General features: G+C 67.0%; 25 protein-coding genes. 13 read left to right on the top strand and 12 right to left on the bottom strand.

What is annotated here, in order from left to right:
* The first annotated feature begins 3 nt into the window (after nucleotides 1-3).
* The gene (locus EYZ64_RS30930; protein WP_135459550.1) at nucleotides 4-426 is read left to right on the top strand and encodes a Zn-ribbon domain-containing OB-fold protein; all 423 of its coding nucleotides are present in this window, start codon (nucleotides 4-6) and stop codon (nucleotides 424-426) included.
* 44 nt (nucleotides 427-470) lie between these two features.
* Complete coding sequence (locus EYZ64_RS30925; RefSeq protein ID WP_167858039.1) at nucleotides 471-749, top strand: hypothetical protein; 279 nt, start codon at nucleotides 471-473, stop codon at nucleotides 747-749.
* Nucleotides 750-779: 30 nt separating this feature from the next.
* Here the strand turns inward: EYZ64_RS30925 and EYZ64_RS30920 are convergent, their stop codons facing one another.
* Genes EYZ64_RS30920 through EYZ64_RS30905 form a run of 4 tightly spaced genes read right to left on the bottom strand, consistent with a single transcriptional unit; the run spans nucleotide 780 to nucleotide 5,582 of the window.
* Nucleotides 780-1,970, bottom strand: coding sequence for a cytochrome P450 (locus EYZ64_RS30920; protein WP_135459548.1), 1,191 nt, complete (start codon nucleotides 1,968-1,970; stop codon nucleotides 780-782).
* The gene (gene mhpA, locus EYZ64_RS30915) at nucleotides 1,967-3,514 is read right to left on the bottom strand and encodes a bifunctional 3-(3-hydroxy-phenyl)propionate/3-hydroxycinnamic acid hydroxylase MhpA (protein WP_135459547.1); all 1,548 of its coding nucleotides are present in this window, start codon (nucleotides 3,512-3,514) and stop codon (nucleotides 1,967-1,969) included. The genes EYZ64_RS30920 and mhpA overlap by 4 nt, the downstream gene beginning before the upstream one ends.
* Complete coding sequence (locus tag EYZ64_RS30910; RefSeq protein WP_135459546.1) at nucleotides 3,511-4,449, bottom strand: fumarylacetoacetate hydrolase family protein; 939 nt, start codon at nucleotides 4,447-4,449, stop codon at nucleotides 3,511-3,513. The genes mhpA and EYZ64_RS30910 overlap by 4 nt, the downstream gene beginning before the upstream one ends.
* Nucleotides 4,446-5,582 carry a VOC family protein gene (locus EYZ64_RS30905; RefSeq protein WP_135459545.1) on the bottom strand — a complete coding sequence of 379 codons (1,137 nt, stop codon included), beginning with the start codon at nucleotides 5,580-5,582 and terminating at the stop codon, nucleotides 4,446-4,448. The genes EYZ64_RS30910 and EYZ64_RS30905 overlap by 4 nt, the downstream gene beginning before the upstream one ends.
* 144 nt (nucleotides 5,583-5,726) lie before the next feature.
* Between EYZ64_RS30905 and EYZ64_RS30900 the strand changes: the two genes are divergently transcribed.
* Complete coding sequence (locus EYZ64_RS30900) at nucleotides 5,727-6,398, top strand: TetR/AcrR family transcriptional regulator (RefSeq protein ID WP_135459544.1); 672 nt, start codon at nucleotides 5,727-5,729, stop codon at nucleotides 6,396-6,398.
* 4 nt (nucleotides 6,399-6,402) lie between these two features.
* Here the strand turns inward: EYZ64_RS30900 and EYZ64_RS30895 are convergent, their stop codons facing one another.
* Both EYZ64_RS30895 and EYZ64_RS30890 read right to left on the bottom strand, forming a co-directional pair.
* On the bottom strand, nucleotides 6,403-7,059 hold the full coding sequence (locus EYZ64_RS30895) for an enoyl-CoA hydratase-related protein (protein ID WP_135459543.1): 657 nt from the start codon (nucleotides 7,057-7,059) through the stop codon (nucleotides 6,403-6,405).
* Nucleotides 7,056-7,688, bottom strand: a complete 633-nt coding sequence (locus tag EYZ64_RS30890) for a TetR/AcrR family transcriptional regulator (protein ID WP_135459542.1) — start codon at nucleotides 7,686-7,688, stop codon at nucleotides 7,056-7,058. The genes EYZ64_RS30895 and EYZ64_RS30890 overlap by 4 nt, the downstream gene beginning before the upstream one ends.
* A 102-nt stretch (nucleotides 7,689-7,790) precedes the next feature.
* Here EYZ64_RS30890 and EYZ64_RS30885 point away from each other — a divergent pair, with 102 nt between their 5' ends.
* The 5 genes from EYZ64_RS30885 (at nucleotide 7,791) to EYZ64_RS30865 (ending at nucleotide 14,983) form a co-directional block, all read left to right on the top strand.
* Entirely contained in the window at nucleotides 7,791-8,513 is a 723-nt protein-coding gene (locus EYZ64_RS30885) for a TetR/AcrR family transcriptional regulator (protein WP_135459541.1), read from the top strand.
* Nucleotides 8,513-11,092, top strand: coding sequence for an ABC transporter ATP-binding protein/permease (locus tag EYZ64_RS30880; protein ID WP_135459540.1), 2,580 nt, complete (start codon nucleotides 8,513-8,515; stop codon nucleotides 11,090-11,092). The genes EYZ64_RS30885 and EYZ64_RS30880 overlap by 1 nt, the downstream gene beginning before the upstream one ends.
* A complete protein-coding gene (locus EYZ64_RS30875; protein WP_135459539.1) occupies nucleotides 11,089-12,825 on the top strand; it encodes an ABC transporter ATP-binding protein in 1,737 nt (578 codons plus the stop codon). Before EYZ64_RS30880 ends, EYZ64_RS30875 begins: the two co-directional genes overlap by 4 nt.
* A 50-nt stretch (nucleotides 12,826-12,875) precedes the next feature.
* A complete protein-coding gene (locus EYZ64_RS30870; RefSeq protein WP_135459538.1) occupies nucleotides 12,876-14,327 on the top strand; it encodes a 9-bladed beta-propeller domain-containing protein in 1,452 nt (483 codons plus the stop codon).
* 155 nt (nucleotides 14,328-14,482) lie between these two features.
* Entirely contained in the window at nucleotides 14,483-14,983 is a 501-nt protein-coding gene (locus EYZ64_RS30865) for a hypothetical protein (RefSeq protein ID WP_135459537.1), read from the top strand.
* Between the two features lie 7 nt (nucleotides 14,984-14,990).
* Here the strand turns inward: EYZ64_RS30865 and EYZ64_RS30860 are convergent, their stop codons facing one another.
* Nucleotides 14,991-16,253: an amidohydrolase family protein gene (locus EYZ64_RS30860; protein ID WP_135459536.1), complete on the bottom strand. Its 1,263-nt coding sequence runs from the start codon at nucleotides 16,251-16,253 to the stop codon at nucleotides 14,991-14,993.
* A gap of 72 nt (nucleotides 16,254-16,325) precedes the next feature.
* Between EYZ64_RS30860 and EYZ64_RS30855 the strand changes: the two genes are divergently transcribed.
* Nucleotides 16,326-17,144: an AraC family transcriptional regulator gene (locus EYZ64_RS30855; protein ID WP_286175219.1), complete on the top strand. Its 819-nt coding sequence runs from the start codon at nucleotides 16,326-16,328 to the stop codon at nucleotides 17,142-17,144.
* On the opposite strand, the gene EYZ64_RS30850 is transcribed toward EYZ64_RS30855, so the two are convergent.
* A complete protein-coding gene (locus tag EYZ64_RS30850; RefSeq protein WP_135459535.1) occupies nucleotides 17,053-17,871 on the bottom strand; it encodes a DUF2127 domain-containing protein in 819 nt (272 codons plus the stop codon). The two genes, EYZ64_RS30855 and EYZ64_RS30850, sit on opposite strands and share 92 nt — an antisense overlap.
* Nucleotides 17,872-17,898: 27 nt before the next feature.
* Nucleotides 17,899-18,513: an O-methyltransferase gene (locus tag EYZ64_RS30845; protein ID WP_135460347.1), complete on the bottom strand. Its 615-nt coding sequence runs from the start codon at nucleotides 18,511-18,513 to the stop codon at nucleotides 17,899-17,901.
* Nucleotides 18,514-18,587: 74 nt separating this feature from the next.
* Between EYZ64_RS30845 and EYZ64_RS30840 the strand changes: the two genes are divergently transcribed.
* The 3 genes from EYZ64_RS30840 to EYZ64_RS30830 all read left to right on the top strand — a co-directional run bounded on the left by EYZ64_RS30840 (nucleotide 18,588) and on the right by EYZ64_RS30830 (nucleotide 20,733).
* Nucleotides 18,588-19,295 carry a histidine phosphatase family protein gene (locus tag EYZ64_RS30840; protein ID WP_135459534.1) on the top strand — a complete coding sequence of 236 codons (708 nt, stop codon included), beginning with the start codon at nucleotides 18,588-18,590 and terminating at the stop codon, nucleotides 19,293-19,295.
* 117 nt (nucleotides 19,296-19,412) lie between these two features.
* Entirely contained in the window at nucleotides 19,413-19,700 is a 288-nt protein-coding gene (locus EYZ64_RS30835; RefSeq protein WP_135459533.1) for a hypothetical protein, read from the top strand.
* 106 nt (nucleotides 19,701-19,806) lie between these two features.
* A complete protein-coding gene (locus tag EYZ64_RS30830) occupies nucleotides 19,807-20,733 on the top strand; it encodes a DMT family transporter (RefSeq protein ID WP_135459532.1) in 927 nt (308 codons plus the stop codon).
* A gap of 9 nt (nucleotides 20,734-20,742) precedes the next feature.
* Here the strand turns inward: EYZ64_RS30830 and EYZ64_RS30825 are convergent, their stop codons facing one another.
* From EYZ64_RS30825 to EYZ64_RS30815, 3 genes are all read right to left on the bottom strand, one after another.
* Nucleotides 20,743-21,894 carry an MCE family protein gene (locus EYZ64_RS30825; RefSeq protein ID WP_135460346.1) on the bottom strand — a complete coding sequence of 384 codons (1,152 nt, stop codon included), beginning with the start codon at nucleotides 21,892-21,894 and terminating at the stop codon, nucleotides 20,743-20,745.
* Between the two features lie 232 nt (nucleotides 21,895-22,126).
* Nucleotides 22,127-22,834, bottom strand: a complete 708-nt coding sequence (locus tag EYZ64_RS30820; RefSeq protein WP_135459531.1) for an SDR family NAD(P)-dependent oxidoreductase — start codon at nucleotides 22,832-22,834, stop codon at nucleotides 22,127-22,129.
* A 42-nt stretch (nucleotides 22,835-22,876) separates the two neighbouring features.
* The gene (locus EYZ64_RS30815; protein ID WP_135459530.1) at nucleotides 22,877-23,452 is read right to left on the bottom strand and encodes a TetR/AcrR family transcriptional regulator; all 576 of its coding nucleotides are present in this window, start codon (nucleotides 23,450-23,452) and stop codon (nucleotides 22,877-22,879) included.
* A gap of 105 nt (nucleotides 23,453-23,557) precedes the next feature.
* On the opposite strand from EYZ64_RS30815, the gene EYZ64_RS30810 reads away from it, so the two are divergent.
* The gene (locus EYZ64_RS30810) at nucleotides 23,558-24,118 is read left to right on the top strand and encodes a carboxymuconolactone decarboxylase family protein (protein WP_135459529.1); all 561 of its coding nucleotides are present in this window, start codon (nucleotides 23,558-23,560) and stop codon (nucleotides 24,116-24,118) included.
* The last annotated feature ends 1 nt before the right edge of the window (nucleotide 24,119 follow it).

Below are 24,119 nucleotides of genomic sequence, written 5' to 3'. Positions count from 1 at the left end.
CCGATGACCGGATTCGCCCGGCCCATGCCGGTGAAAACCCCTACCAGCACGCCGTTCTGGGACGCACTCGCGGAGCATCGCATCGTCATCCAGTACTCGCCGTCGACGCAGGCCTATGTGTTCTACCCCCGCGTGTTGGCGCCCCGCACGCTGGCCGATGATCTCGAGTGGCGGGAGATCTCGGGGATGGGCACGCTGTATTCGTTCACCGTGGCCCGGCGCCCGGTCGGCCCGCACTTCGCCGACGCCGTTCCGCAAATTTTGGGTATCGTGGAATGGGATGAGGGTCCGCGGTTCTCGACGGAAATCGTTGACGTCGCACCCGGGGAACTCAGTGTCGGAATGCGGCTCAAGCCTGTTTTCTGCGACTACCCGGACGCCCTTGCCGGAGCTGGTGTGACGCTGCTGCGCTACACGCGGGCTTGATCACACCACTTGGCAGGAGGCTCACAGGAGAGGAGTATGGAGTCATGCTAACCATACGAAAACTCATGGGATCAGTGTTCGTAGCGGGAGCCGCATTGGCGATTGCAGCAGGACCGACCGCCGCGCTTATGACTGACGCGCCCGCGACGACGATCAGTGCTCAACCCAGCGGCGGCGGTGACGCCGGCGGTGGCGGTGGCTGTGACAGCGGGCCCGGCTGGAACGGCTGTGGCGGTTGGAACCCGGTCCAGGGTGGCTTCGGCCATGGCTGCATCAACGGAATCTGCGGTGGCTGGGACGGCCAGCGCGGCTGGGGTAACTGACCCCTACCGCTGACCCCGTCACCGACGGGGTCAGACGGCGGTCAGCTTGACCGGCAGCGATGAGTGCCGGCGGATGATGTTGTTGAGCGCCCAGACCGGGGTTGCCGTCAGTTCGATGCGGTCCACCCGCTCGACGAGTGCGCGCAGCATCGCCTGGGTCTCCAGACGCGCGAGCCCCTGCCCGGCGCAGGCGTGGGCGCCATTGCCGAAGCCGAGCTGACGGCCCGCGTCGTTGCGGATGTCGAACACGTCCGGGTCATCCCACTCGAGTTCGTCGCGGTTCGCGGAAGCGTAGATCACCAGTACCCGGGCCCCGCCCGGCACGGTGGCGCCACCGACTTCGATGTCGTGGCGTGCCTTTCGGGTGAACGCGCGCAGCGGAGACGAGTACCGGATGATCTCGTTGACGGCATTCGGGATCAACTCGGGCTGACGCTTGAGCAACTCGAACTGTTCGGGGTGGGTGGCCAGCAGGTGTACCGCGTTGGCGATGGCGCTGATCGTGGTGTCCAGCGACGGGACGATGTAGTCCACCATCAGGGATGCGCAGTCGGCGTCGGAGAGTTCACCGTTGTCGGCAGCGAGCAGGAGGTCGTGCCCGAGGCTGCCGTCGAGGACAGCGCGTTTCTTGACGACGCCGCGAGCGAAGCGCAGCATCCGCGCGGAGTCGGGGATGGCTCGCGCGGCCCGCCGGTTGAGCGGGCCGAGCAGGTCAAAAGTCGCTCCGCCCCAGGCCATCAGGTCGGCGCGCTGGTCCCGCGGCCAGCCGACCAGGTCAGGGACGATCGCCAGCGGTAGCGCCGACGCGATGTCGTCGATGCCATCGACCGAACCCTTCGCGACGGCCCGGTCGACGATGTCGGCGGCCATTCGGTCGACGTCGTCGGCCATCGCGCGCAGCGCCCGCGGGAGTAGGCGGTGGGCGACGAGCTTGCGACGTGCGTCGTGTGTCGCACCGTCGCTGGTGAGGGTGGTGCCCTTGGAGAGCGTATTCGGGATCGGGTTCAGCCCGACCCCGTCGCCGGAGATGAAGGTCTTGTCGTCGCGCAGGATCGATTTGCACTCGGCATAGCGCGGGATTGCGTAGGCCCGATGGCGGGTGAGTCGCACCACGGGGCCGAGTGCCCGCAACCGGGCGTAGTGCGGGTAGGGGTCGATGATCGCCGCGGTGGAGTAGATGTCGGAGCGGTAGGTGGGAATGGCGTTGCGTGTCAGCGTCATTGCGGTGGCGTCACTTTCCGGATGGTCCCGCTGCAGGACTTGGGCAGCGAGTCGAACAGGGCGTCCAGATCCCGTCCCGCGCGCATCACGGTGCGGTCGGGCCGGATGATGGCTGCGTCGGCGCGACCACGGCGCAGCCAGTTCGCGAGCTCGGAACCCGGCGCGGCGACGTGAATGACGGCGCCGCGCTCATCGGCGAGGGCGCGCCCGGCGGCACTCGGCGCGGTGCGGGTGATCACGGCGAAGCCGTCTGAAAGGTCGGAGTCGAGCCGTATGCCGTCCGCCACCAGAGGATTCGGACAGAGGCTGCCGGCCAGTTGCCGTGGCGCCCGGGACTTCTGGACCAGCGCCGAGCGATGCAACGCCGGCGTCTCGCTGTCGACGAGATTGGTGCTCAGGCCCGGCAACCAGTGCAGGCGTGGCACGAGTATCCGACGGATCAGGTTCCCGAACTCACCGCCCGCGGTCATCGCCCGCCCGACCGCGAGGGCCAGCCGGATCATATGCCGGGCATGTGGCTTCCGTTCCTGCTCATAGGTTTCCAGGACGTCGCCGGGCAAGGACCCGGTCAGCACACCGGCGAGTTTCCAGGCCAGGTTCATCGCATCGCGCAGCCCCGCGCCCATGCCTTGCCCGATGAACGGTGGGGTGAGATGGGCGGCGTCGCCGAGCAGGAAGATCCGGCCCCGCCGCCATTGATCGGCAAGCTGCGCGCGAAAGGTGTACTCGGTGACGCGCACCAGGTGCAGCTCGGCGCTCGAAACCTGCTGGACCCAGGGGCGAATCAGCGGGCGGAGGGCGTCGAGAGTGGCGAAGTCAGCGGAGGTCTCGCCGTCGCGCAGTTGGAATTCCCACCGGTAGCGTGCCTCGCCGATCCGCATGTACGTGCCCGCCCGGTCCGGGTCGCAGACCTGATCGACGCCCTCCCAGTTGGCCAGATCTGCGGTGGTGGCGACGTCGACGACGAGCCAGCGTTGCTCGAATCCGAGATCCTCCATGCGGGAGCCGATTCGGGACCGCACGATGCTGTTGGCTCCGTCGCAGCCCAGCACGTAGTCCGCCTCGACGACGTGCTCGCCGCCGTCGGTGCGGTCGGCGTAGGTGACGCGGACCCGGCCGCGCGCATCCTCGGCGACGTCGGTGACCTCGACGCCGCCACGTAGTTCCGCGTGCGAATGGCGGGTCAGGTTGGTCCGCAACACGGCCTCGAATTCGGGCTGGTCGAACATGTTGGCCTGGGGAAAACCGTTGCGGCCCAGGGCGGCATCACGTCTGAACTCGGCGAGCACATGCCTCGAGCTGTCGAGCAACCGAAGCCCCAGGGTGGGGCGCGAGATCGCGGCGAACTCGTCGGCGATGCCGAGACGGGCCACGATGCGGAAGATCTCGTCGTCCAGGTGCACAGCCCGCGGTTGCGGATACACCTGAGCCCAGCGGTCCAGGACCAGGCAGTCGATGCCGTACTGCGCGAGCAGGGTGGCCGCCGTTACCCCGGTGGGCCCCGCCCCGATGACGACGACGGGGACGTGCGGCACCGCCGTCATGCGTAGCGGACCACCGCGCGCTGGGTGCCCAGGTCGATCGCCTTGTCGTCGGTGGCCACGCTGGTCTCGACGATGTCGCCGTCGCGCAGGTACCTCGCGTTCTTGGCCTGGGCCTTGAAGAACGCCTTCCACTTCAGTGCAGGTGGCAACAGCGCACCGATCATCTCGATCGGCTTGGGCGGTGCACTCAACGCGGTCCCGACAGGGGTACCGGTCAGGAGCAGATCACCGACGTCCATCCGCTGGAATCGCGTCAGTTCCTGAAGCGCGCGCAGCGGGAGGTAGATCATGTCGCCGGCCACCTTGGCGTCCTGACGAAGTTCGCCGTTGACCCGCAACTGGAGGCGCAGCTCGCCGAAGCGCTTGAGCTCGTCGGCATCGAGCAGCACCAGAGCCGGTCCGACCGGCGTGAACGTGGGATACGACTTGGCCTCGTAGAACTGGGTTTTCGGCAACTGGACGTCGCGGGCCGACACGTCATTGGTGACCACCAGCCCGGCGATGTAGGTGGGCAGATCCGTTTCGGTCAGGTGGGTGCCGACCGGGAGCTCACGTCCGAAGACCAGGCCGATCTCCACCTCGTAGTCCAGGAGCCTGACGTGTTCGGGCTTGACGATGTCGTCGGTCGGACCGTTGATCGACCCGGAGGCCTTACGGAAGAACGCCAGTGGGAGTGTCTCGGGATTCAGGCCCGCGTCCTTGGCGTGCGATGCGAAGTTGGCCATCTGGGCGACGACCCGGCACGGTGCGGTCACCGGTGAGAGGAGGTCGAGGGTGTCGACCGGTACCGGGTCGGTGCCGGTGGTGGCTGTGTCGATGGCGGCCCGGTCGCCGAGCAGTTCGGCCGTGGTGGTGGCCGAGGTGTCGATCTTCACTGCGCCACGGTCGGTTTGGACGTACCAGGCGTCGGCGGTGCGGAGGACGGTGGTGGTCATGAACTGGCTACTTTCAGCAGGCCGCGCAGGCGGGTGAGGGTGAATTCGTTGTCGTGGTCTCGGATGGCGGCGAGCATCGAGCGCAGTTCGTCGATCGACTCTTGATTGGGGGCGATCCCGAGGAAGTCCTTGGTGACGGGCGGCCCCCACTGGGCCAGCCCGGACGCGGTGAACGGCGCCCACCCGGGTTCGAGGGTGTTGTCGAACATGTCGCCGTCGGCGAAGTGTTCGACGAGGAAGCCGTCCGGGTCGCGCCAGTAGTCGAACAGTTGGCTGCCCTGGACGTGGCGGCCGATGCCCCACGATCGGTGGTAGCCGTGTTCGCGCAGGTATTCGCCGCCGGCGGCCAACGCATCGAGATCGGCCACCTGGTAGGCGGAGTGCACGTAGCGGTTGCGCGGGCCGAGTGTCATCGCCAGCGTGTGGTGATCGGTGGGTACCTCGCCGCGGTCGCAGCGGATGAAGCTCATCGTCGGACCGCGGTCGCGCTGGCCGGGGTAGTACTGGAAGTCGCTGACGATCATCCCGAGGTTGTCCAGATACCAGTTCAGCGTCTCGGTGTACTTGGTGCTTTGCAGCACGACGTGGCCCAGGCGTTGCACGGCGGCGGGAACCCGTGGCGGACGCTGGGTTGCGTTGGTGCGTCGCAGATCATGCCCGACGTTCAGGACCAGCGAGTTCTGCGACGGCAGGGCAGCCAAGTCGTGGGTGCCGGCGATGACGTGGACCGGGACACCGCTGGGGTCGATCAGGTCGACGGCGAGTCCGCCGATGCTCTCGGGCAGTGCGCGCGTCGGTGCACCCGTTGTCTCGGCCAGCCGACGCACGTCACCTTCGTCGCGGGCGGCGAAGGCCACGCCGGCGAATCTCGACCGGGGACCCCGCCGCACGATCAGACACGGTGCACCGGCATCAGTGCCACGCAGGTGCAGTTGGTCGGATGTCCTTGCCGCCGTGGCGAAGCCGAACGCCTGCGTGAAGGCCTCGGCGCGGACGAGGTCCGGCTTCTCGAACTCCAGCCAAGCGATGTCGCGCACCTTGATCACCGGATTGCGGGACCGGCCCGGGTGCTCGCCTCGGCGCGCGCCCTGGTCGCTGTGCAGGTCGTGATGGGTGCCTGCGGTATCCGCCATGGCCGCCTCCCGTTGATTCTGACGAAATCGTCACATGCGCCGCGATCGTCAGTCAAGGTGTTCTGACGAAATCTTCAGAATTGATGAGGCGGTTAGAATCAACGGAATCCCGGAAGGATCTGCGCGGGGAAGGGGGCCATCACGATGACGACGCAGCCGGCTGATGGGCCTGGCGATCAGCCGAACCGGTTGGCTCGGCGCAAACAGCGCACCCGCGCGGCCCTGCTCGCCGCGGCGCAATCCTTCATCGCGGCGGGCAAGCTCAACGTGCCGGTTCTGGAGATCACCCAGGCTGCCGACGTCGGCATGGGGTCGTTCTACAACCACTTCGACAGCAAGGAAGAGTTGTTCGAAGCCGCCCTCACCGAGGCGCTCGACGTGCACGCCGACCTGTTGGACGCGTACGCCAAATCGCTCGGTGACCCGGCCGAGGCGTTCGCCTGCAGCTTTCGCCTGACCGGGCGGATGTTTCGTCGGCGACCTCAGGAAAGCCGGGTACTGCTGTCCAGTGGACTGTCCCTACTGTCCTCGGACAAGGGCCTGGCCCCGCGGGCCCGGCGCGATATCAGCGCCGCCGTCGAGGCCGGCCGATTCCACGTCACAGATCTGAACCTGGCTCTGGCCGTGGTCGGAGGGGCGCTGCTCGGGCTGGGGCAGCTACTTCACGACGAACCGGATCGCGATGACGCACAGGCCGCGGACACAGTGACGCAGAACCTGCTCATGCTGCTCGGCATGTCCGCCGAGGAAGCCGGCCGTCTCTGCAGGCAGCCGCTGCCCGATCTCAGCGCGATCGATCAATCGGGCCCGGCCTGAGGGGCTAGACGGATTGCAGCGCTTGGACCGCCGGTCCGAACATGCCCTGCTTGATCGCACCCAGGGTGCCGGAATCCTTGCCGCCCAACGGACGCAGCAGATCAATGGCCGCCGTCGTCACCGAGCCCTCGGGTGCCGTGGCGTCGACGATCCCGTAGGCCTGGGCATCGACGCCGCCGAACCGGCGGCCGGTGGTCATGGACGCGACGGCCGCCTGCGGGGTCAGTTTGGCCTGGATCAGCGCGGCCATTCCCGGGGTGAATGGAATACGGATGTCCACCTCGGGGAAGCAGAAGAACCCGCGGTCGTCACGCATCACCCGGAAGTCGTGGGAGACGGCCAGCATCGCGCCGGCACCGAAGGCGTGCCCGACCACCGCGGCGGCCGTCGGGATCGGCAGCGTCAACACCCGCGCAAACAGGCCCTGTACCCGGCCGACGTACCAATCGCCCTGATCGCTGTGGGCGCCAAGCCAATCCAGATCCAGACCGTTGGAATAGAACTTGCTGTCGGCCGTCGTCACCAGGCCGTGTGCGCCCTTGGCCAGGACCGCGTCGAGGTGTGCGTCGACCGTATCGAGGAACTCGGGGGTGAACCGGTTCTCGTCGTCGCCCAGGTCGAGGATGGCGATCTCGCCGTCGTAATCCAGGGTGGGGGTCATGAGATTCCTTTCTTGAGGGGGAGTTTCGGCGTATGCCTGGGGCCAGGTCCCACCGTCAGTACGGCGGCCACCGCCGCATTGAGATGATCGCGGGCGGTCGGATCGCCGAGGCGGTTGCGGTGTAGCAGGACGGCCGTGGGCAGGTCCACGATGCACGTTGTCACGGCATCCACCGCGGCCCGGTCACGCCGGTCCCATGCGGCCGCAGCGAGTTCGATCATCAAGTCCACCAACTGCTTTTCCAGCTCGCGCGCCTGCTCGGCCAGGTCCGCCGGCAGGTCGTGGCCGAGCACCTGCTCACGCCGGACCTGCAGGAGTAGCCGCGCCGACGCCGGGTGGCGCTCGGCGAAGACCGCCGGTGCGTAGGCGGCCGCGGCGATCGCGTCGGTACCCGGTTGCGCAGCCTCGACCAGTTCCCGCTGCAGAGCCAGAAACCGCCGCCCGGCACGGAGCCAGACCTGGCCGAGCAGACCCGCCCGTGAGCCGAACGAGTGATACAGCGCGCCGTTGGACAGCCCGATCGCATCGCTGATCGCCCGGATCGTCACCGCTGCCGGTCCTGAGCGCACAGCCAGGGATTCCGTCGCATCGAGGACCGCATCCGGGTCGTAGACGCGAGGACGTGGCACCGCGACACCATAACAGAGCGAATGCTCCGTAACTCAGGGGGCGGTTGACGTGCACTAAGGCGACCCTTAGTTTGTGGGGGTAACTTTCCTGTGGAGGTGATCGTGGCCGGATCCGGGGTCCCGGCGCGGGTAGCGCGCATAGGTGGGCGCCCGCCGCTGATCGCGGTATCCGACATCGTCTCCGCGGGACGCGAGCTCGGCATGCGAAATCTGAGCATCAACGCCGTCGCCGCCCGGCTCGGCGTGTCAGCGACCGCGCTGTACCGCCACATCAGCGGCCGCTGGGAACTGGAACGGCTGGTCGGGGAGAGCCTGCTCGCCGAGCTCGAGTTCACCGATGATCCGGCCCGGTCCGTCGAAGACCACCTGCTGGCGTTCGGGGCGAACCTGCACCGCTACGCCCTGGCCAATCCCGGACTGGCCACCTACATGCAGGTGCTGTTCCCGCGCGGGGAGGCCGGCGCCAGGCTGCTGGCCGACGAGATCGCCGTATTGGGCCGCCGCGGCTACACCGCGGAGGCCGCGGCACTGTTGAGCAGTTCGGTGGCCGTACTGGCCATCGGGCTGGCCGCCCAACACGAACTCAAGGCCGAGGCCAGCGGCGGTGACGACGGATTCGTCCTGGAACGCGATGCCGCCGCCGAGCGGTTGGCCGGCGACGCCGCGCTGGGACCGGTGCACACCGCGGGCATGCAACTGCGTAGTCCGCAGTACCTGGAACTTCTGCTGAACGCGCTGATCCGGGGACTGTTGACGTCCGTCGTGCCCGGCAAGGCGATCACCGACATCGTGGCGGATCTGACCGCCAAGGGAGAGGACCGCTGATGGCACGCGGATTTCAGGGAGTGATGATGCGCGGCTTCGGCGCGCGTGATCACCAGGCGACCGTGGTCGAGACCACCTACCTGACGCCGAACATGGTGCGCCTGCGCTTGGTGTCGCCAACGGTGTTCGAGGACGCCGTGGCCGAGCCCACGTCCTACCTGAGATTCTGGGTACCGGACCCCGACGGCTCGAAAACCGAGTTCCAGCGGGGCTACACCATGTCCGAAATGGAGCCGGCCACCGGCCATTTCGCGGTCGACGTGGTGCTCCACGAACCATCCGGCCCGGCGTCGAAGTGGGCTAGATCGGCCAAGCCGGGCGACACCATCCCGGTGATGGCCCTGGGCTCGACGGGATTCACTGTGCCCGAGGATCTGCCCGCCGGATACCTGCTGATCGGTGACGCGGCGGCCACGCCGGCCATCAACGGCATCATCGGCGTTCTACCGCATGACATTCCGATCGAGGTCTATCTCGAGCAGCATGACGAGAACGACCTGCTGATCCCGATCGCCGAGCACCCGCGGCTGCGGGTGCACTGGGTCAAGCGCCATGACACGACGTCACTGGCCGCCGCGATCGAGACCCGGGACTGGTCGGACTGGTACTGCTGGGTGACGCCGGAGGCCGGCTCGCTCAAGCTCCTGCGCACGCGGTTGAAAGACGAGTTCGGCTTTCCCAAGTCCGAACTGCACGCCCAGGCCTATTGGACCGAGGGCCGGGCGATGGGCACCGATCGCACCGAAGCCGAGGCCGAAACCCGGGACGAGTCCGAAGCCGCTGTGGCCGAACCTGTTCCCGCACCGGCTGCCGCCACCCCCGCCCGCGGGACCTGGCGGGCGCAGGGCGCGGGACGGCTGCTGTCCCCGCTGAAAACCCCGCTGATCGTGTCGGGTGTGCTGCAGGCGATCATCACCCTGATCCAGCTCACGCCGTTCGTGCTGCTGGTTGAGCTGGCACGGCTGTTGCTGGCCGGGGCCGAGGAATCCCGCTTGTGGACACTGGGTTTGACCGCGGTCTGGCTGTTGGGCCTGGGCGCATTGTTGGGTGCCGGGCTCACCCTGTGGCTGCACCGCCTCGACGCACAGTTCGCCCGTGAGCTGCGGACCCGGCTGCTGACCAAGATGGCCCGCCTGCCGCTGGGCTGGTTCACCGCGCGTGGGTCGGGCTCGATCAAGCAACTGGTGCAGGACGACACCCTGTCGCTGCACTACCTGGTGACCCACGCGATACCGGATGCCGTGGCGGCGGTGGTCGCGCCGGTGGCCGTGCTGGTCTACCTGTTCACCGTCGATTGGCGGCTGGCCCTGGTCCTGTTCATCCCGGTGCTCACCTACCTGGTGCTGATGTCGGTGATGACCATCCAGTCCGGTGCCAAGATCGGTCAGGCGCAACGCTGGGCAGACCGGATGAGCGGGGAGGCCGGCGCCTATCTCGAGGGCCAGCCCGTCGTCCGGGTGTTCGGCGGTGCCGCGTCGTCGAGTTTCCGTCGTCGTCTCGATGAGTACATCGGGTTCCTGGTCGGCTGGCAGCGTCCCTTCACCGGCAAGAAGTCGTTGATGGACCTGGTGACCCGGCCCAGCACCTTCCTGTGGCTGATCGCCGCCGTCGGCACCCCGATGATCATCGGCGGCTCGATGGATCCGGTCGACCTGCTGCCGTTCCTGTTGCTGGGCACCACATTCGGCGTTCGGCTGCTGGGCGTGGGCTACGGGCTGGGCGGGATCCGCGGCGGCATGCTGGCCGCGCGTCGCATCCAGAACGCCCTCGACGAGGCGGACCTGGCGCTGCTCGAGCACCAGGGCGGACCGGGTGACCCGGGTGCCGTGGTGTTCGACGGGGTGACCTTCGGCTACCGGCCGAGCGTGCCGGTGATCCAGGACGTGTCGTTGACGTTGCGCCCGGGCACCGTGACCGCACTGGTCGGCCCGTCGGGCTCGGGAAAGTCCACGCTCGCCGCGCTGCTCGCGCGCTTCCATGACATCGACTCGGGATCGATCAGATTGGACGGCACGGATATTCGATCATTGTCGGCCGACGAGCTGTACCGCCGAGTCGGGTTCGTGCTGCAGGAGACCCAGCTCGTGGCCGGTACGATCGCCGAGAACATCGCGCTGGCCGACCCAGAAGCCGATCAGGCACGGATCGAGCAGGCCGCGCGCGACGCCCAGATCCACGAACGCATTCTGCGGCTACCCGACGGGTATCAGAACGTGCTTTCGGCGTCGTCGGCATTGTCGGGCGGTGAACGGCAGCGGCTCACCATCGCCAGGGCCATCCTGGCCGACACCCCGGTGCTGATCCTGGACGAGGCCACAGCCTTCGCCGATCCGGAATCGGAATACCTTGTGCAGCAGGCACTCAACCGGCTGACCCGGGACCGAACCGTTCTGGTGATCGCACACCGGCTGCACACCATCACCCACGCCGACCAGATCGTCGTCCTCGAAACCGGCCGCATCGCCGAAACCGGCACGCATGAGGAACTGCTGGCCGCAGGCGGGCGCTACCACCAACTCTGGCAGACCGGACAATCGCTGCGCCCCGGCGATGCCGTCACCGCAGGAGAGGCACGATGATCCGCACCCTGATCGCCCTCATCCCGGCCGACCGCCGCGGCAAGGTCGGCATCTATGCCGCGCTCACGTTGGTCTCAGTGGTGATCCGGGCGGCAGGCACGGTGCTGCTGATTCCCCTCGTGGCTGCGTTGTTCAGCGATGCGCCGCGCGACGCGCTGCCGTGGCTCGGCTGGCTCACCGCCGCGACGGTCATCGGCTGGATCGTCGACACCGCGACCTCGCGGCTCGGATTCGATCTCGGCTTCGCACTTCTCGACCACACCCAGCACGACGTGGCCGACCGGCTGCCCGGCATCCGGATGGATTGGCTGGGCGGCGACGGCGGCGCGAACACCGCCAATGCCCGCCAGGCGATCGCCGCCACCGGACCCGAACTGGTCGGCATGGTGGTCAACCTGCTGACGCCGTTGATCGGGGCGATCCTGCTGCCCGCGGCCATTGCGCTTGCGCTGCTGTTCATCTCGGTCCCGCTGGGATTGGCTGCCCTGGCCGGCGTGGTGATTCTGCTGGGGGCGTTCTGGGCCTCGGGCCGGCTGAGCCGCAAGGCCGACGCGGTCGCCGACGAGACGAACCGGGCGTTCACCGAACGCATCATCGAGTTCGCCCGCACCCAGCAGGCGCTGCGCGCGGCCCGGCGGGTCGAGCCCGCCCGCAGCATGGTCGGCGACGCGCTGGCCGCGCAGCACGGCGCCAGCATGCGACTGCTGCTGATGCAGGTGCCGGGACAGCTGTTGTTCAGCCTGGCCAGCCAACTGGCCCTGCTGATCCTGGCCGGGATGGCCACCTTCCTGACCGTGCGCGGTACTCTCGGTGTGCCCGAGGCGATTGCGATGATCGTCGTCGCAGCGCGCTATCTCGAGCCGTTCACGTCATTGGCAGAGTTGGCCCCGGCGATCGAATCCACCCGGGCCACGCTGGGCCGGATCCGCGCCGTGCTCGACGCCCCGGTGATGGCCACCGGCACCGCCACGTTGACCACGGACGCCGCGCCCCGGATCGAATTCGAGGGCGTGACGTTCGGTTACGGAACCACCCCGGTGCTGCAGGATGTCAGCTTCGTCCTGGAGCCCGGCGGCACTACCGCGATCGTCGGGCCGTCCGGGTCGGGCAAGAGCACCATCCTGTCGCTCATCGCCGGGCTGCACCAACCCAGCGCCGGACGGGTGTTGATCGACGGCGTCGACACCGCCCAGATGGACACCGAAACCCGCAGGGCGGTAACGAGTGTGGTGTTCCAGCATCCCTATCTGTTCGACGGGACGATCCGGGACAACATCCTGGTCGGCGACCCGGATGCCGATGCCGAGCAACTGGCCACCGCGGCGCGGCTGGCTCGCGTGGACGAGCTGACGGGGCGGTTGCCCGACGGTGACGGCACCAAGGTCGGTGAGGCCGGGACGGCCTTGTCGGGTGGTGAGCGGCAGCGGGTCAGTATCGCTCGCGCGCTGGTCAAGCCGGCGCCTGTGCTGCTGGTGGACGAGGCGACCAGTGCGCTGGACACAGAGAACGAGGCCGCGGTGGTCGACGCCCTGACGGCCGACGAACGGTCCCGGACCCGGGTGATCGTCGCGCACCGGCTGGCCAGCATCCGCCATGCCGACCGCGTGCTGTTCCTCGACGGCGGCCGGGTCGTCGAGGACGGCAGCATCGATGAACTGCTGGCCGCGCGTGGACGCTTTGACGAGTTCTGGAACCAGCAACGTGAGGCGGCCGACTGGCAGATCACGCACTAGCCGCCAAATTCGTGACCGGCGTGCGTACGGCGCATTGCTAGGGTCGGTGGGTGGATGATTCCCGGCCTGGATTTCGCGAATGGCTGCACCAAATGCGCTGGTGGCACTGGCTTATCCTGGTTTTCGTCGTCGTCTGGACGGCGGGGTTGGTGTGGCTCATGCCCGGTCTGGCCAACGACGACCCCAAACGGGGGGTACCTTCGCCCGTAAGTTTCGCCGGCGACGTCGGGGTGCCCGGTCAGGTGTTGTTGCCGTCGCTGCGTCAGCAGCCGGTGCCGGGCTGGCGCATGAACCTCAAGACCGTGCTCGCTGATGTCACCCGGCCACGCGTTGAACACGTCGGTGATGTAGGCACGCGTGCCTATTTCACCGTGGCCGGTACGGAGCGGACCACCGGTCAGCGCAGCGCCTGGCTACTGGGTATTGATGTGGCGCAAGGTGTTCCGTCCTTCGCCCCGGTGTCGATCGGCAACCCGGTAGAGGTCACCTGCCTTCCCAACGGTGCCGCCAGGGTGCTCTGTCTCAACAAGGCTTACGGCCTGACGCCCGGTGAAGCCTGGGTGATAGATGCGCAAACCGGTGCGGTCCTCTCCCGCACGGTGAGCGCGCTGCAGTTCGACACCAGCAGTCTCAGTGACAAGGCCAGAGTCATGCAGGTCGGCTCCTATGCGGTGGCCTACGAACCGGGGACAGGCTGGCACGGTATCGACGATCAGGCTCGGTTCACCTGGACGGTCAAGGCAGTTGCAGGCGACATGACCGTGTTGAAACGGCAGCCGGGTATGCCGCCGAGCGACATCGGAGTGGCCAAGATCGACAAGGACCGCAGTGCGGTGTTCTCGGCCGTCGACGGCAAGGTGCTCAGGAAGTCCGGGGGCAAGTTGCTGCCGGTGGTCGGTGGGTTCGTGGAGCAGGAACGGCAGAACAAGGCTGCCCGTCGTAGTCCGACGACGTTCGCGTTCTTCGACGAAAGCGGGAATCGGGTCGGCCGGTACGACAATCAGGACGGCGGTCCCGGCTTGTTCGATCCCGCCCTGCAGGGTGCCGAGCTTCCGGTGTTGTCACTGTCATTGAGCGATCAGATGCTGGTGCTGGACAGTCGCGGTACACCGATGACGGTGGTCCACGTCGACCAGGAAGTCACGCCGAATTCGATCGGGTTCCTCGGCGGCAGCATGTACCTCACCGACAACAACTGGAGTTCCGGCAACCGATCGACAACATGGCAGAAGTTCGATCTGCGCAGCGGCAATCGGGTGTCGTCGTGTACCGGTCTTCCGGTGGAGGAGGACGGGTACATCGGAACCGATGGAACGGTCGTGGTCGCGCCGCAAGCGGGCGTCGACAAAGACGACGCGCCGACGGTCGCGGTCGATCTCGATACCTGCGCAGTGCTGTGGAAGATCCCCGAACCCGGACCGATGTGGGCGGTCGGGTCCACGTTGGTGCAGGCGCTGCCCGCGTCCGGTGAACTGATCTCACTGGTGCCACCTGCGCGCTAGCCAGGTACTAGCCGATCGGATAGTTGAAACGAACCTACTGTAACTATTACAGTTGGTCGTCCCGGAGTGGTGAGCGGGGCAGGTACCTATCCGGCGGGAGGTCACGTTGACGACGTGGCAGGTGGTTTCGGCCCATTCTCGGCGCGGGCAGCGCGATGAAGAGTGAAAAGGGCAGTGGCGCCCTGACATACCGCATGCACGTGATAGCCGGTGATGCCGCGGAACTGGCGGCGAACGCCGGGGGACTGATCGTCGACCGGATGATGAGCGGCTGGCGAGTCAGCGTGCAGCTCCTGCAGGATGCTGCGTCCGGGGCCAACCGGTCGGTGCAGATCCTGGGTGCCGAGTTGGTCGATGAGATGGAACCATCGGCCGGCGCCGAAGGTGAGCAGTGCGTCCTGGTCATGGGCGCCGACTCGTACGACCGCGTGATTTCGGCTGACAGCCGGCAGTTCCCGGCCGGGTGGACCGAGGTTCTGGTCTGGGGTGAATCACCGGACGCCGCTCAGATGTTCGGGCACACCCTGAGCGCGGCAGCACTGGCGTTCAAAACCCAGGCTGTCGCTGCGGCTCACCTCCCGGTCGGGGAGGTGGACATCGTTGAGGCATTCACGTCGATGAACGCGAAGGCGCGGGCGGTCACCCGGCGCGCGTAACGACAGGTCAGGCCTTCGTGAGCTGCTTCTGCTCGTACAGCTGCGCCCATTCGGCCCGTGGCCGGATCGAGGTGTCGACGTCGGTGGCCTTGGCGCGCAGTGCGCCGACGGAGGCCTGATCACGCGCGGTGTGCTGGAACGGATCCCAGCTGAAGAACCGCGCCGAGTTCTCCCAGGTGATCTTGTTGATGTCGGAATCGCTCGCGCCGGCGGCATTCAACTCCGCCAGCACCTGCTCGGGTGCGTCGGGCCAGAAGCAGTCCGAGTGCGGGTAATCGCACTCCCAGGCGATGTTGTCGATGCCGATCTCGTGGCGGAGCTTCAGCGAGGTCTTGTCGGTGACGTAGCAGGCCAGCGAGTGCTCGCGGAACACGTCGGAAGGCAGCTTGTCGCCGAAGTCGCGGCGTAGCCACTTCTGGTTGGTGTAGTGCCGGTCGCTGCGGTCCAGATAGAAAGGAATCCAACCGATTCCGCCCTCGGAGAAGGCGAACTTGAGGTCCGGGTAGTTGCGCATCGCCGGTCCCCACAACAGGTCCTGGGCACACATCGCCGAGACCTGGGTGGCCAGGATGATCAGGTTGTCGATGGGGGCGTTGGGGGCCATGCTGATCGCGCCGAAACCCGTGCCGATGTGCAGGCACATCACCACGTTCTCCTCGGACAGGGTCGAGAACACCGGACCCCAGTAGTCCTCGTCGTGGTAACTCGGCAGACCCTCGAGGTGTGGCAGTTCGGGCATCGTCACCGCGCGGCAGCCCTTGGCGGCCACGCGGCGGATCTCGGCGCACATCCCCTCGGGAGTCCACGTCGGCAGGATCGCGATCGGGATGAACCGATCCGGGTAACTGCCCGCCCACTCGTCGATGTGCCAGTCGTTGTAGGCCGACACCATCACCAGCGTGACGTCTTCACGGGTCATGTTGAGGTGCCGGGCGGAGAACCCGGTGAAGGTCGGGAAGCACATCGACGCCAGGATGCCGTTGCGGTTCATGTCGCGGACGCGCTCGTGCACGTCGTACACGCCGGGGCGCATCTCGGCGAACCCGGCCGGATCACGTCCCCACTCTTCGGCCGGCCATGACACCACTGCGTTGAGACCGGACACGCCCTGCGGCCGTCCCTGATACATCCACTGGTCGACGCCCTTGTCGTCGGTCACCACGATGGGTGCCTCCGGCTTGTACTTGGCCGGCACGTGGTTGAGGAACATGTCGGGCGGCTCGACGACGTGGTCGTCGATGCTGATCAGGATCAGGTCGTCGGTCTGCATATCTAACTAGTACCCTCGGGAGGCGTGACCGTCTCTGCACTTTCGGACAGAGGTTTGACTCAATCGGCCAACATGTCCAGGCCGGTCATCGAGTTGCGCCGGGGGGGTCATGCGCTGGCCGGCAGCTACCTCTACGAGGGCGATGGGCTGATCACCGGCTGGCACTCCCACGAGGTGCACCAGATCGAATACGCACTGCACGGCGTCGTCGAGGTGGAGACCGACGCCGCGCACTATCTGCTGCCGCCGCAGCAGGCCGCCTGGATTCCGGCCGGCCTGCAGCATCAGGCGGTGATGAACCCCGACGTCAAGACCGTCGCGGTGATGTTCGATACGCAGTTGATCGCCGATCCGGGGGACCGGGCCAGGATCATCGCGGTCTCACCGCTGATCCGCGAGATGATGATCTACGGGTTGCGCTGGCCGGTCGACCGTGCCCACGGCGACGACACGTCCGACACCTTCTTCCGGACCCTGGCCAACCTCGTCGCCGACGCGCTCGATCACGAGGCCCCGCTGAGCCTGCCGACCACTGAGCACCCGATCGTGGCGGCCGCACTGGCCTACACAAAGGAGCACCTCGCCTCGGTGACGGCCGAGGACGTCAGCCGGGCTGTTGCGGTGTCCGAGCGGACGCTGCGGCGCCTGTTCACCGAGACCATCGGAATCTCTTGGCGGACTTACCTTCTGCATGCCCGGATGCTGCGGGCCATGGCCTTGCTGGCCGGGCCGGATCAATCGGTGCAGGCCACCGCGACGGCGGTGGGATTCGAGAACCTCAGCTCGTTCACCCGGTGCTTCAGTCAGTTCTGCGGTGAGACTCCGTCGGCGTACCGGAATCGCGCCCGTGAGGAACACCTGGAGCAGCCAACCCGGCCCGCTCGACACTGAGCAGGCTCTCGGTGTGATGCTCGGCGCGGTAGGCCGCACCGCCGCCGTTGATCCCGAAAAGCCGCTTGCTCCAGAGCAACCAGATCACCGCGGCGAGGTTGATCACCAGCGCACCGAGGCGCAGGACGGTCACCTTCTCGGTCAACTCGTAGATCTCCAGCGGTAGGAAGACGCCGGTTGCGATCACCGCGAAGTACTCGCCCCACCGTTTCATCAGCCACAGCCCGACGGCCTCGGTGAACTCGATGAGGGCATAGGCGGCCACCCCGACGGCGATCCACAGCAAGGTGGTGGACGACAACGTGAAGGCCTCACCGATGTGCCGCACGATCTTGGAATCGTCGATGTTCCATCCGATTTGGTCGGCCAGCGGACGCATCAGCGGGATGTCCTTCTCGAATGCGTCTTGCAGCTGGCTGCGGGACGCACGGACCTTGAGGATGCCCACTGCCAGCAGCGTGAACACGATCCCGCGCACCGCCCGCTCGGTGGCCAGCAGTCGCATGATGGTGCGGTCGCGCAGCAGCCGCCCGCGCGGGATCTCCGGTGCGGTGTCAGCAGGCCCGTGACCGCGCGGCGGGCCGACGACGAACGTCTCGCAGCGCAGGCAGCGCCAGGCCTCCCCGACCGGGGTTTCCACCCGCAACCGCTCTCGTAGCTCCGGTTCATCGGGGGCGAATGTCGCATGCCCGCGCAGCCCGCACGACCGCAGGGCGAAATCCACCATGTCAGCACCGTAGCCGTGCGATGTCCGCTAGGCGCGGCAGCTCAGCTCCATGCTGTCGCTGTCACGCGCCAGGAAGTTGACGCTGACATAACCGTTCGACGGATCGCGGACACGATCCAGATACGGCTGGGTGTCCGCCATCGACGTGTTGTCCGCGACCACCAGCGCACCCGTGGTCAGCTGGGGCTCCAGGAGTTGGAGCACCGGGAGATAGAGCTCCTTCCAACCGTCGAGAAGGACGAAACCGATGTCGCCGGTCACCGATTTCAACGTCTCCAACGCATCACCTTCGAGCACGGTGATGACGTCGTCGAGGCCTGTCTCGGCGAATGTCCGCTTGGCCGCCGCGATCTTGGCGGCGCTGAGCTCGGTGGTGAAAACCCGCCCAGAACCGTTGTCGCGCACGGCGGATGCCAGGTGAAGGGTCGAGAGCCCGAAGGACATCCCGAACTCGACCACGATCGCCGGCTTGGTCGCCCGAACCAGGGAGTACAACAACCGGCCGGCCTCCCGCGTCACCGGCATGTAGATGTCACCGAGCGCATCCGCGCGTTCCTGCGCGGTGGCATCGGACAGATCGGCGAATCGACGAGAGCCGTCTTCGCGCAATTTTGCAAACTGTTGATCGGCCGCGGCGTACATCCGATCCAGCGCGCCGGCGACCCTGTCTTCGTTGAGGGTAGTCACGCTGACGAACCTACGCCCGAGGGTGGAATATGGCCGGTGTGCGAAAACTACGAGCGCTCCCGTTTCTGGCCGCAATCGTCCTTGTCCTCACCACGTTGTTGGCCCCGAGCGCGGCCGCGGGCGGCTACCGCTCCATCACGTTGACCTTCGTCCGGCACGCCCAGTCGGCGGGCAATGCCTCGGGGCTTGTCGACAGCTCTACGCCGGGTCCGTCGCTCACCGACCTGGGCCGGACACAGGCCGTCGCCAGCGCGCAACGCCTGGCGCCCAACCATTACGACGGCATCTTCGCCTCGACCATGATCCGGACCCAGCAGACCGCCCAACCCATGGCCGACACCCTCCACGAGCCGATCACCGTGCTGCCCGGGCTCCACGAGGTCGAGGCAGGCATCTACGAGGGCCAGCCCGAGGCGAGCGCGATGGACACCTACTTCTCCGCGCCCGAGCAGTGGCTGCGTGGCGACCGGAATGCCCGGATACCCGGATCGATCGACGGCAACGAGTTCGACACCCGGTTCGACGAGGCGGTGCAGCAGATCTACGACAGCGGCGACGACAACCCCGTCGCGTACTCGCACGGCGCCGCGATCATGTTGTGGGTCCAGATGAACGTCGCCAATCCCAACTCCCAACTGCTCATGCAACACCCGCTCGACAACACCGGCTATGTCGTCATCAAGGGCAATCCGACCGACGGCTGGACCCTGACGGACTGGGACGGGGCGGGAAGCTAGCTGCCGATGTGATCCGCCGGCCATAAACTGCCGGAATGCGGCGCCGGTCACGTCTGGCTCGAACCACGGCCGGGCGCGGATACTGTGTGCCAAGCAATCGGAGATGGGAGCGGGGCTATGAGATTTCGGTTGTTGCCATACGTGACCGTCGAGGTCGACGACCGGGTACGGCTGCGGGCCCGCAGGGCCGGTGAGCGGCTGCGGGTCAACCTCAGAGCCTATCTGCGCAGTGCCGCCGATGAGGTCGAGACCGCCAGCGGCCGGGTCCGCGACCTGTGCGACAACGCGGTGAACCGCGTCGACCTGGCGGTGGCCAGCGTCAACGACAAGATCGCTCCCGCCCCGCCGACCGATCCCGCGGACTCCTCCGACGAGCCACCGAAGCGGCATCTGCAGGTCGTCTGACCCCGGGCACAGCGCGACAACCGTCAGCGCTCTACGGTTGGAGGGCACTGGCCTTCTCCCCGCTCAGAGAGGGCCGACACACTGGCCCGAAAGGGGTTGACGAGGCTTGCTCGGCAACGGTCTTGCGGTGCTGTTCGCCCTGTGCGCAGCCGTTTTCGCAGCTGTCGGCATTGTGGTGCGGCAGCGCGCCACCATGGACGTCCCGCCCGAGAAGGGCGTCAGCACAGTCATGCTGCGGACGCTGCTGCGCCGCAGGCTGTGGTGGGCGGGCACCGCGTCCGCGGTCGCCGGGTACGCGTTCCAGGCGCTGGCGCTGGGTTTCGGCTCACTGCTGCTCGTCCAACCGGTGCTGGTGTCGGCGCTGCTGTTCGCGCTCCCGCTGAGCGCGCGGCTGGCCCACCGGAAAGTCAGCCGCGCGGAATGGGCCTGGGCCCTGCTGCTGACCGGGGCGTTGACCGTGTTCGTGGCGCTGGCCAGGGCCAGCACCGGAACGTATGGGGTATCCGTGGCCACCACGGTCACCGTCGTCGTGGTGTGCGCAGCGGCGGTCGGCCTGTGTGTCCTGGCCGCCACGCGGAGCACCAACTGGCGCCGCGCGGTCCTGCTGGCACTCGCCGTGGGCGTGATGTTCGGTGTGGTCGCCGTGCTGACGAAGATTGTGATGCACACGATCGCCGTGGACGGTGTGCTCGCTGTGCTGACCACGCCCGCCCTGTACCTGGTCGTGATCCTCGGGGTGATCGCGACGCTGCTGCAGCAGTCGGCGTTCCACGCCGGATCGCTGCAGACCTCGGTGCCGACCATGCTGGTGCTCGAGCCGGTGGTGGCGGTGGTGCTCGGCTCGGTCGTCCTGGGCGAGCACCTGTCGATCACCGGTTGGGAACCGGTGGCCCTCTCGGTGGCGGTCGGCGCGATGGCCGCGGCCACCATTGCGCTGGGCCGTGACGAGGGCGCCTACGAAGAGACGCTCGAAGCCGAACTGGAAGTCAAGACGGCCGGACAGCCCATCCAGATAGCCGGCGAGGACCGCTAGGGGCAACCGCTACGGGTTGATCGTGTTCTCGCCGATCTGGCGGCCCCACACGTACTCGGTCATGAGAGGTTGGCCGAGTTCCAAGTGGTTGTACGGCGCGACCGACGCCCCGACGTCCAACACCAGATACGGAGCCGGCCACAGGTCCTTTGTGATCGGTTGCCAGCAGCCGGGCCGGCCCTCGGGCCCGCCGGTGGCGTTCACCCGGGGCAGGTTGTCCGGGTACACCCACGGGTTGCCCACGCCGACCACGAAGTTCTGCAGCTCGAACGCATAGCCGTTGCGAGTCTGCTGGGCGAACTTCGGCGAGGCCTCGGCGTAGTTGTGGATCATGCAGTACAGCGCGGGGCTGTTGCGGTCCAGCATCGCGCTGACCGGCACCAGATCCTGGGCGCCGCGGACCAGATACGGGCCGCCGCGCTCGAAGATGTCGCCGCCGGTGTTGCCGAAACCGACCGCGGCCACCAAGGCTTGGTCCAGATTTCCGCGCTGCTCGTTCAGGGTGCGGGCGGTGGTGACGGCGTTGGCCAGGCCGTCGAACAAATCCGGGGCCGCGTTGGCGTAGACCTCGCCCAGGTCGGCCAGTCCCGAGATGTCGCGGCGGATCTGGGGCATGCGCGGGTTCAGATCGGCCAGGATGTCGTTGCCGTTGACGATCGACTTGCCGAACTTGTCGCCCAGCCCGTCGAGGGCCTGGGCGGTGGCAGTCAGGGTTTCGTTGAGCTTGATCGGGTCGATCTGTTCGGAGATCGCGGTGATCGTCTCGAACAGGGTGTTGAACTCCGTCGTCACGCCCTTGGCGCGGATCGGCGTGCCCGGGGAGACCCGCTGCGGTGACGGATTGTCCGGTGCGACGAACGAGATGTACTTGTTGCCGAACACCGTGGTGGCCTTCAGCTCGGCGGTCACGTTCTCCGGGATCAGCTTCACGTATTGGGGCTTGACGTCCAGGGTCAGCTTGGCCTGCGGCTCGCCGTCGACCTCCGCCACGTCCACGGCGGTCAGCCGGCCGATGGGCACCCCGTTGAAGGTGACCTTCGAGCCCGGGTCCATCGACAGGCCCGAACGATTGGACAGCACGGTGAGCTGCGTCTTTTGCTCGAATGCGCCCCGGAACTGCATCCACGTCAACGTCAGCACCGCGACCAGCAGAATGACCATCCCCGCGCACGCGGTCTTGTACGGCGGGTCGTACCGCCAGTGCTTGAACCGGTCCTGCCATGCCGCCGTGGATGAGGCCACGCGCAAACCTCCGAATTTATTGACGCAGCCAAAAACTCAAGTGAGCAAACCTTCCCAAACAACCAGAGACAAGTGCAACTAACAGGACCCCGGTGCGGCGAATATCAAACCGCCGGTACTGGGTGACCCCCGTCACAAGGGTAGGCCCTGATCAGGTATTTCGACCGCCGTTCACGCCCACGATCTGGCCGGTGATGTAGCCGGCTTCTTCTGAGATCAAGAATGAACACGTGGCAGCAATGTCCTCGGGCCTGCCCATTCGGCGCACCGGCGTGGCTTTGATGGTGTCGCGAATGTCGCCGAGCTCGCCCCGGGATTCGGCGGCACGGAGCATCGGCGTGTCGATGAAACCCGGCGGCACGGCGTTGACGGTGATCCCGGCCGGACCGAACTCCAGCGCCAAGGACTTGGTCAGGCCGTTGACGCCGGACTTGGCGGCCACGTAGTCGCACATGTACGGCACGCCGGAGTGGGTGCTCGATGAGGAGATGTTGACGATGCGGCCCCATCCGGCCTCGATCATGTCGGGCAGGGCGGCCTGCACGACGTGGAAGACGCCGTGAAGGTTGACGTCGATGACCTTCTGCCAACGTTCGAAGGTGAGCTCGGTGAACGGGGTGAAATCGCTGAGACCGGCTGAGTTGACCAGGATCGTGACGGGGCCCAGTTGCTCGCGGACCGCCTTGAAGACGGCGTCGACCTGGGACCGGTCGGTGACGTCGGCCGCGTAGGAGTGCTCGTCGTCAGTTGAGTTGAGGTCGAGGGTCGCCACCCGATACCCGTCGGCGGCGAGGCGGTCGGCGATCGCCTTGCCGATTCCGGATGCGCCTCCGGTCACCAATGCGGTTTTGACTGTCATGTCGATCCTTTCGGTAAAACACTTCGATTGCAACGCTTTTCGTCAGCGTCGGGGAGCGCGCAGGCCGAGGGTGCGGCGTGCCGCGTCGACCAGGTAGTGGGAGAGGTCCTCATCGGAGATGTCCGCGACGGCGACGCCCGCGCCCCCGGCGATGCCGGAGAACACCATGGCCGCCTTGACCGTCCCGGCCGGACCCGGATCGACATCGGCCAGCAGGGCCATCTGCCGGTTGATCACGCCGTCCCATTCCGGCCGGTTCCGCAGCGCCTCGTTCACGCTCGGATCGCTGGCCAGAACCGACACCAGGGCGCGGTTGTCGACCGCCAGGTCGGCGTAGCCGCGCACCATCTGATCCGCACGGGCGGACGCGCTGCGCTGGCGCTCGGCGTCTTCGATCACGGTCTGCAACCGGGCCAGGAACGGCTCGACGACCGCGCTCAACAACTGTTCGCGGGTCCGGAAGTGGTAGTAGATCGCGGCCTTGGTGAAACCCAGCTCGTCGGCGATCATCTGCAGCGATGTGCCGGCGAAGCCGTGCCGGGTGATCAGCCGGACGGCAGCTTCGACGAGCCGCTCGCGGGTGGCGCCAGTGCCTGCCGCGTCGTCGGCGTGGTCCATTCGGCCCTCCCTCCCGTGTGCATTCTTAGTGGATCTACTTTACGATCGTAAAGTACGTTACTAGTCGATCGTAAAGCAGATCGACATGTTGGAAGGACTGTGCGGATGCTTACGCCGTTGCCGGCAGACGATTGGGACGATCAGGCGCGCGAGGCGCTGGCCTCCACGGTGCCGCCGGAGCGGCGCAACCCCGACAATGCGGGCAACGCGCTCTCGACCCTGGTCCGCCATCCGGTCCTGGCCGGCGCGTTCCTGCCGTTCAACACCTACCTGCAGAGAGACTCCACGCTGCCCGAGCGGCTGCGCGAACTCGTGATCCTGCGGACCGCGTTCCACCACGGGTGCGTGTACGAGTGGGGACATCACAGCGCGATGGCCCTGCAGGCCGGACTGACCGAAGCTGATGTCGAGTCGACCCGAAGTGGTTCAGCAGCAGACGAATTCGATCAGGCCGTGCTCGATGCGGTAGACGAGTTGCGCGCCGGCTCGCGGATCTCCGCGCAGACCTGGGAGCGCCTTGGCCAGCGCCTCGACGACCGGCAGCGGATGGACCTGATGTTCACCTTCGGCGGTTACAGCACGCTGGCCTTCGCCCTGAACACGTTCGACGTCCAACTCGAGGACGGCGCGGGCACCGACGAGTTCTACGCCTCATTGGGGAGCTGAG

Origin of the sequence: Mycobacterium sp. DL99 (assembly GCF_004762045.1) — a bacterium.
Lineage (GTDB): Bacteria > Actinomycetota > Actinomycetes > Mycobacteriales > Mycobacteriaceae > Mycobacterium.
The sequence above is the reverse complement of the archived record's forward strand: the minus strand, read 5'-3'. Positions and strand labels throughout refer to the sequence as shown.